The following is a 6,686-nucleotide window of genomic DNA, read 5'->3' on the forward strand; positions in this document are numbered from 1 at the left end:
CCCCTGGTCCACTGGGTGGTCCACTTGGCGGGCGCCGATGGGGTGCGGCCATCGGAAGCTTGGCCGATCCTCCAAGGTATGCGTCCAGTCCGCAATACCGCGTTCACATGACGGACTGGTAACCACGCTCACAGGACGCCGGGCGGGGCGACGGCGGCTACATCGCGGGCACGGCCGCCCCCGCACCGCCCGGCACGTCCCGGTACAGCCAGGCCCGCTCGACCGCGCTCCACGTCGTGGACGTGACCACGTACAGCGCGGCGGCGAGCGGCACGACCGCGACGGTGACCAGGGTCATGAACGACATCAGCGGCATGAACTTCACCACCGCCCCCATACCGGGCACGCTCTGCCCCTCCTCACCGCCCGGCACGGGCAGCGGATCGGCCGCCATCTGCCGCTTCGTACGCCGGTAGTTGAACGTCGCCACGGCCGCGACGAGGGCGAACAGCGCCACGTACACAAGACCCGCCGGGCCGAACGCCCCGCCGTCCGCGAGCGCGTCGTGCCAGCGGCCGTCGAGCGGTGCGGAGAGCAGGCTGTGGCCGAGCAGCGCGTTGGGCTCGCCGCCGAGTTCGGCGGTGGAGAACAGGTGGTACATCAGGAAGAACGCGGGCAGCTGCAGCAGGCTCGGCAGGCAGCCGGAGAGCGGCGACACCTGCTCCTTCCGGTGCAGTTCCATGATCGCCTTCTGCATCCGCTCCGGGTTCTTGGCGTGCTTCTTCCGCAGCTCGGCCAGCTGCGGTTGGAGCTTGGCGCGCGCCTTCTGCCCGCGCGCGGCCGCCCGCGACAGCGGATGCACGGCGAGCCGTACGGCCATGGTGAACAGGACGATCGCCGCCGCCGTCGCGGAGGCGTGGAAGAGCGGCTGCAGGACGTCGGCGAGGTGCGCGACCAGGTCGGCGAAGGCGCTGAAGAAGTCGGACATGGGTGAGGAGCCCTCCGGGGGTCTCGTCGTGCCGTATCAGGAAAGGTCGGCATGACGGCCCGCGAGGGGTCGGAGAAGAAGGAGCTGATCCCCTACGCGGCCGTCGGGACGAGCAGTCCCGGGGCTCGGGGACGGGTGCGCCCGGAGGCGTCGGGGTCGCGCTGCGGCAGGAACGCGGTTCTCTGCTCCCGGTCCCTGATCGCCGTACGAACCCGGGCCGGCGCCACGGCGGGGGCGACCCGCGCCGAGAGCACCGTGCACACGGCGAGCGCGGAACCGGCCGCGGCGGTGGCGGCGAGGGCGAGCGCGGCGGAGAGGCTGCCGTTGTCGACGAGCAGCACCGACACGAGGAGGACGAGGAGCGCGCCGGCGGGCCGCAGGGCCTTGAAGCCGTCGGTCATCGGGCGTCCTCCTCTCTCGTCCGCGTACGCGAGCTCGTACGCGTCAGTCGATGCTACTGGCGCTCATCGGCTACCAGTACTCACGCAGAACCGGCCGCGGAAGTTCCCGAAGCCTCAAGCCGCTTGTCCGTGTCCGGGTCCGAGGAGGCAAGGACCTCCGCGTCCGGCCGGGCGTCGGCGTCCGCCGGCCGCGCCCAGGTCACCGCCAGGGCCACGGCGAGGTTCACGACGAGGGCGAGGATCCCCGCGTTCACGCCGAACACCGGATCGTTCCCGGTGAACACCAGGGCGCAGACGGCGCCCACGCCGACGACGAGCCCGCTGACCGCGCCGGCCATGCTGAGCCGCCGCCACACCAGGCCGAGCAGCAGCATCGGCAGGAGCTGCGCCATCCCCTCGTAGGAGATGAGCGAGAGCCGTACGAGGGTGTTGGGGGCGGCGTACGTCATGATCAGCGCGAGCGTGCCGGCGATCACGACGACCGTTTGCGAGGCCGCCTTCTGCCGCTGCTGGCTCTGCAGCCGGGGCACGAGAGAGAGCACGCTGCGCCCCCACATCGTGCCGATGACCAGCATGAACACCGCCATCGGCACGATCGAGGAGAGCGCCGCCGCGACCCCGATGACGCCCACGGCCCAGGCCGGAAGGGAGTCCGTGACCAGCTTGAACAGCGCCAGGTTGGAGTCCGCCCCGGTCAGCCCCGGCACCACGAAGAGCGCCGCCATGCCGAGCAGCATCGGCACGAAGAGCAGCACGTTGTACGCGGGTAGCCAGATGGCGTTGCGGCGCAGGGCGTCGGCGTTCCGGGCGCCGAGGTAGCCCGCCACGGTGGTCGGGAAGATCACCACGGTGAGGGCGTTGAGCAGCGAGGTCGTCGCGAACCAGGCGGTGCCGTAGCCGCTGTCGCCCGCGCCGGGCAGCGTCAGCCAGTCCCGCTTCTCGGCGACGATCCGGTCGAGGAAGTCCCCGTACCCGTCGAAGTAGTGCAGCGGGACGTAGATCGCGAGGAAGGCGAGCGTCGCGATGACGAGGACGTCCTTGAGCACGGACACCCAGGCGCTGCCGCGCAGCCCGCTGACCACGACGAAGCCGGTGGTCACGAGGAAGGCCAGGAAATAGGCCCAGTTCAGGCTGATCGAGCCGTACGAGATGGTGGAGACGACGACGCCCATGCCGGTGATCTGCAGCTGGATGTACGGCAGCAGGAACACCGTCGCGAGCACCGCGACGACCGCGCCCAGCCAGGGCCTGCCGTACCGGTGGGCGATCATGTCGGTGATCCCGACGAGCCCGTGCTCGCGCGCGTACGCCCACAGCATCGGGCCGACGAGATAGCCGACCGCGTACCCGCAGGACATGTACGCGACGACATAGAGCACCGGCGCCCCGAAGTTGTAGCCCCAGCCCGCCGCGCCCAGATAGCTGAAGCTGGTGTAGCTCTCGCCGGCCATCAGGACCCAGATGAAGACGGCCCCGAGGCTGCGCCCGCCCACGGACCACTCCGCGAGCCCGCCCTGCCCGCCGCGGCCGCGCACGGCGAGCAGTCCGAGCGCGACGGTGGCCACCATGAAGACGCCGAAGATCGAGGTGGCGACGGCCCCCGCGCTCACAGCTCGCCCCTCGCCTTCCGGTCGCCGCGCCAGGTCAGCCAGGCGGCGACCGGGGTGAGCACGGTCGCGGCGAGCAGCCAGGCGAAGAAGAACGGCAGTCCGAGCACGACCGGTTCGACCCGGTTCACGAACGGCAGCGCGCCGATGTAGAGCACGAACGGCACGAGGAGCCAGAGCAGGTGGGGGCGGCGTCTGATCACGGTCAGCGAGCCTAGCCCGTGGGGTTCATCTGGTTGGGCCCGTGGGGTTCATCTGGCTTGTACGGACTTCAGCTTTCCCCACACCACGAGCCGGTACGTGGAGGTGAACTCGGGCGTGCACGTGGTCAGGGTGATGTAGTACCCGCGCTCCCCGTACCCGGCCCCCGGCCGCACCGAGCTGCGCGGCACCGGGTCGATGACGCCGCCGTCGCTCGGCAGGGTCCGGGCGAGGGTGCGGTCCACGACGTACGTATAGGCCGCGTCCTCGGTCAGCACCTCGATCCGGTCCCCGGACCGCAGCCGGTTCACGTACCGGAACGGCTCGCCGTGGGTGTTGCGGTGCCCGGCCACGGCGAAGTTCCCGGCCCGACCGGGCTGCGCGGTGCGCGGGTAGTGCCCCACGTACCCCTTGTCGAGCACCCCCGCCTTGCCGACCCCCTCGGCCACGGGCACGCGGACGCCGAGCTCGGGGATGGAGAGGACGGCGTAGGCCTGGTCCCAGCGGGGTGGGGTCCGGCGCTGTTCGGTCGCGGTGGGGCCGGGGCTCGGGTCGGGGTCGTCTTCAGCGAGGCCGTCGGCGGGGGCGGGGTCCGTGGGCTCGGGGTCCATGGGCTCCCCCCGCTCCCCCCACTCCTCCTCCAACGCCGCCACCTTGGCCTCGGCCGCGTCCCGGGCCTGCCGGTTGGTCCACCACAGCTGGTGCACGACGAGCAGCAGCAGGACGACCCCGACGGTCACGGCGATCTCGCCCCCGCACCAGGCGGCCCGCGCGAACCGGGACCGCCGGGCCCCCTGCACGACCACCGGAACCCGCTCCCGCACGGCGCCTCCCTCCTCGGAGGGCCGGAGGATAAGCCGTACGACCGCAACTCACCAGAGCCACACCGGCACACGGCCCGCTCCGGACGGAACCGAAACGGCCCTGCACCGATCCCCGACCACGGCAGTACGGTGTCCACCATGCGCCCCGAAACGGATCACACCGCCGAAGCCGAACGCCTGCTGCGTACTGCGGCGCAGTACCCCGAGGACGCCGAACAACTGCTCCTGCACGCCGCCGCCCACCTGGAACTCGCCGGCGAACGCGAGCGGGCCACGACCCTCTACGACGACCTGATCGCCCGCACGCCCAAGCATCCGTCCCTGGTCCGCGCACTGAAGGCGTCCAACCTCTGGGAGTACGGCCACGAGGCCGAGGCCCGCGCGATCATCGACGGCATCCGCAACGCCGCCCCGCGCGACCCGGAGCCGTGGGTCATCGCGGCGGAGTCCCTCGAGTCCCACGACGAACTCCACCAGGCGCACGAGGTGTTCACGGAGGCAGCGACCCTCCTGATTCCGGAGACGGGCCCGACCCCTCCGGACACCCTCCCCCTCCTCCTCGGCCGCCACCGCGTCCGCCGCCTCCTCGGCCTGGACCACGACACGTGGGACATCAGGGCCGACGAGTCCAGCACGGCCACGGTCCCCCTCGACGAGCTGCACGACCCGAAGCGCATCTGGTCCCTCGGCTCCGAGGACCCCACGGAACTCCGCGCCGAGATCGCCCGCCTCCGCGCCGAACTCGGCACGTACCGCGCGGCCCTCTCCCGCCCGTACCCGGTGGCGGTCCTGCACTGGCCGAGCACGGAACTCGCCGAACTCCTCGCGGCGTACCCGTCGTTGGCCTCGGAGTACCCCTCCCACGAGGAACACCTCGCGACCATAGAGGCATCCCTGAGGGAGCTCGCGAACTCCGGCACCCCCAACCTCGGCATCGTCACGGCAACGGTCCCTTCGTACGAGGCTTTCGCAGCCTCCGAGGCGTCATCTCCGGAGGACGCCTCGCTGCTACCGCAGTACGCGACGACGCTGGCGGCGCGGGGACGGGCTGTTGAGTGGCCGCCGAGGGGGGAGTGTTGGTGTGGGTCGGGGGTCTCTTACGGGGAATGTCATGGGGGGTGAGGGAGGCGTCTCCTCGCCCGTACCACCGGGAGCTCGCTAATTCACGCAGTGCGTCGACGTCGGCGAGCGCCCGGTGGAGCGGCACAGGGCACGAACCCTTGCGCATCGATGCACAGGCCGAACTCACCGAGCACATCGCGAAGTTCAGCAGGCACAGCACTGATCTTCGCGAGGCTCCGCACTCCCCCAAGCGATCACCTGACACGGCCCGATCCCCGTACGCTGTCGATGACGAGCTGCATAGAGAGGGGCAAGCCCGTGTCTTCAGACGCTACCCCCGACCCGTTCACGGAGCCGGTCGCATTCGGCCAGCGCATGCAGATCCTGCGGACCCGACGCGGCATGAGCCGGTCGGTGCTGGCCGGGCTGGTAGGTAAATCCCCGAGCTGGGTCAAGCAAGTTGAAGGTGGACGCCTTCACATGCCGAAGCTGCCCATGGTTCTGCGGATCGCGGAGGTCCTCCGTGTACGTGATCTCTCCGACCTAACCGGCGACCAGTCCATGTCGGTCGACTTGTTCATCGGCCCCGGACACGCCCGCCTGCCCCAAGTCCGCGACGCCATCAACGCGTATCCCATGACCACGCAACGTGAGGCCACGCCTACGGCGCACCTCCGGGAGCGGCTGTCCCGCGCGTGGAGCGCTCGGCATTCCTCTCCTGACCACAGAGATGTCATCGGCGCTCTGCTGCCAGATCTGATCCGCGATGCGCAGCAGGCCGCCTGGCAAGCCGATTCCATGGGTGAACGCCGAGCTGCCCAGGCCGTCTTGGCCGAGGTCTACAGCCTGAGTCAGTTCTTCCTCGCCTACCAGCCCGACTCATCTCTGCTGTGGCGCGTGGTCGAGCGCAGCCTGATCGCGGCGCAGGAGTCAGAAGATCCGCATGCCCTAGGTGTCGCCTCCTGGTTGGCCACGCAGGCTCACCGCGACAGTGGACACGCCCATTTCGACGCTGCGAATGCAGTGAACCTGGAGACTCTGCGCTACCTGGAACCGCTTCTCCCCGATGCGAACCATGACGTCCTCGCGATGGCGGGAGCGCTTCAATTCGAAGCTGGCTACACGGCCGCACGCCGCGGGGACACGGGCACGGCATGGCGTTACTGGGACACAGCACGGGCCATGGCCGAGCGGCTCCCCGCCGACTACTTCCACCACGTCACCTCATTCTCTCGGGCCGTCATGGGTGCGCACGCCGTGACGGTCGCGGTCGAACTACACGCCGGTGGCGAGAGCGTCCGGCAGGCCGCTGCAGCAGATGCATCGACGATTCCGTCACGGCCTCGACGTGCTCGGCACCGTATCGAGGAAGCTCGCGGCTATCAGCTTGATGGCCAAGCTGAGGCTGCTCTCGCGGCCCTCGACAAGGCCTATGAAGCAGCGCCGGAGACCATCCGCTACAACGGCTACGCCCGTCGCATCGTCCTAGAGGAGGCCGACTCGAAGAGTCCCGCGCAGCGACGCAGAGCCAGTGAACTAGCCGTAAAGATCGGTCTGTTGGCGGCCTGAACACGAGGGGGCACATTCTGTGCCCCCTCTCCTTTCTCAGCGCACCTACGGTCAGCCCACACGTGACTACCGAAGACCCCCGCGACCGAGCGAC

Annotated in this window: 7 protein-coding genes; 2 read left to right on the plus strand and 5 right to left on the minus strand. The window is 70.1% G+C overall.

The genetic code is table 11. From position 1 onward, the window contains the following. Positions 1-157 precede the first annotated feature (157 nt). The 5 genes from QIS96_RS11310 to QIS96_RS11330 form a co-directional block, all read right to left on the minus strand. A complete protein-coding gene (locus tag QIS96_RS11310) occupies positions 158-928 on the minus strand; it encodes a YidC/Oxa1 family membrane protein insertase (RefSeq protein WP_282542342.1) in 771 nt (256 codons plus the stop codon). A 92-nt stretch (positions 929-1,020) separates the two neighbouring features. Continuing rightward, positions 1,021-1,329: a DUF6412 domain-containing protein gene (locus QIS96_RS11315; protein ID WP_282542343.1), complete on the minus strand. Its 309-nt coding sequence runs from the start codon at positions 1,327-1,329 to the stop codon at positions 1,021-1,023. Positions 1,330-1,409: 80 nt separating this feature from the next. Further along, entirely contained in the window at positions 1,410-2,897 is a 1,488-nt protein-coding gene (locus tag QIS96_RS11320) for a sodium:solute symporter family protein (RefSeq protein WP_282542363.1), read from the minus strand. A 38-nt stretch (positions 2,898-2,935) separates the two neighbouring features. Next, positions 2,936-3,139, minus strand: coding sequence for a DUF3311 domain-containing protein (locus QIS96_RS11325; RefSeq protein ID WP_282542344.1), 204 nt, complete (start codon positions 3,137-3,139; stop codon positions 2,936-2,938). A gap of 48 nt (positions 3,140-3,187) precedes the next feature. After that, entirely contained in the window at positions 3,188-3,961 is a 774-nt protein-coding gene (locus QIS96_RS11330) for a class E sortase (RefSeq protein ID WP_408907162.1), read from the minus strand. Between the two features lie 138 nt (positions 3,962-4,099). Here QIS96_RS11330 and QIS96_RS11335 point away from each other — a divergent pair, with 138 nt between their 5' ends. Both QIS96_RS11335 and QIS96_RS11340 read left to right on the plus strand, forming a co-directional pair. Further along, on the plus strand, positions 4,100-5,083 hold the full coding sequence (locus QIS96_RS11335) for a hypothetical protein (protein WP_282542345.1): 984 nt from the start codon (positions 4,100-4,102) through the stop codon (positions 5,081-5,083). Between the two features lie 258 nt (positions 5,084-5,341). Continuing rightward, positions 5,342-6,592 carry a helix-turn-helix domain-containing protein gene (locus tag QIS96_RS11340; protein WP_282542346.1) on the plus strand — a complete coding sequence of 417 codons (1,251 nt, stop codon included), beginning with the start codon at positions 5,342-5,344 and terminating at the stop codon, positions 6,590-6,592. Positions 6,593-6,686: the final 94 nt, after the last annotated feature.

Origin of the sequence: Streptomyces cavernicola (assembly GCF_029968035.1) — a bacterium.
In the GTDB taxonomy this organism is placed as follows: Bacteria; Actinomycetota; Actinomycetes; order Streptomycetales; family Streptomycetaceae; genus Streptomyces; species Streptomyces cavernicola.

Coding starts and splice junctions, on each gene's coding strand:
- QIS96_RS11310 (WP_282542342.1), bottom strand. CDS start 928: ATGTCCGACTTCTTCAGCGCCTTCGCCGACCTGGTCGCGCACCTCGCC.
- QIS96_RS11315 (WP_282542343.1), bottom strand. CDS start 1,329: ATGACCGACGGCTTCAAGGCCCTGCGGCCCGCCGGCGCGCTCCTCGTC.
- QIS96_RS11320 (WP_282542363.1), bottom strand. CDS start 2,897: ATGGTGGCCACCGTCGCGCTCGGACTGCTCGCCGTGCGCGGCCGCGGC.
- QIS96_RS11335 (WP_282542345.1), top strand. CDS start 4,100: ATGCGCCCCGAAACGGATCACACCGCCGAAGCCGAACGCCTGCTGCGT.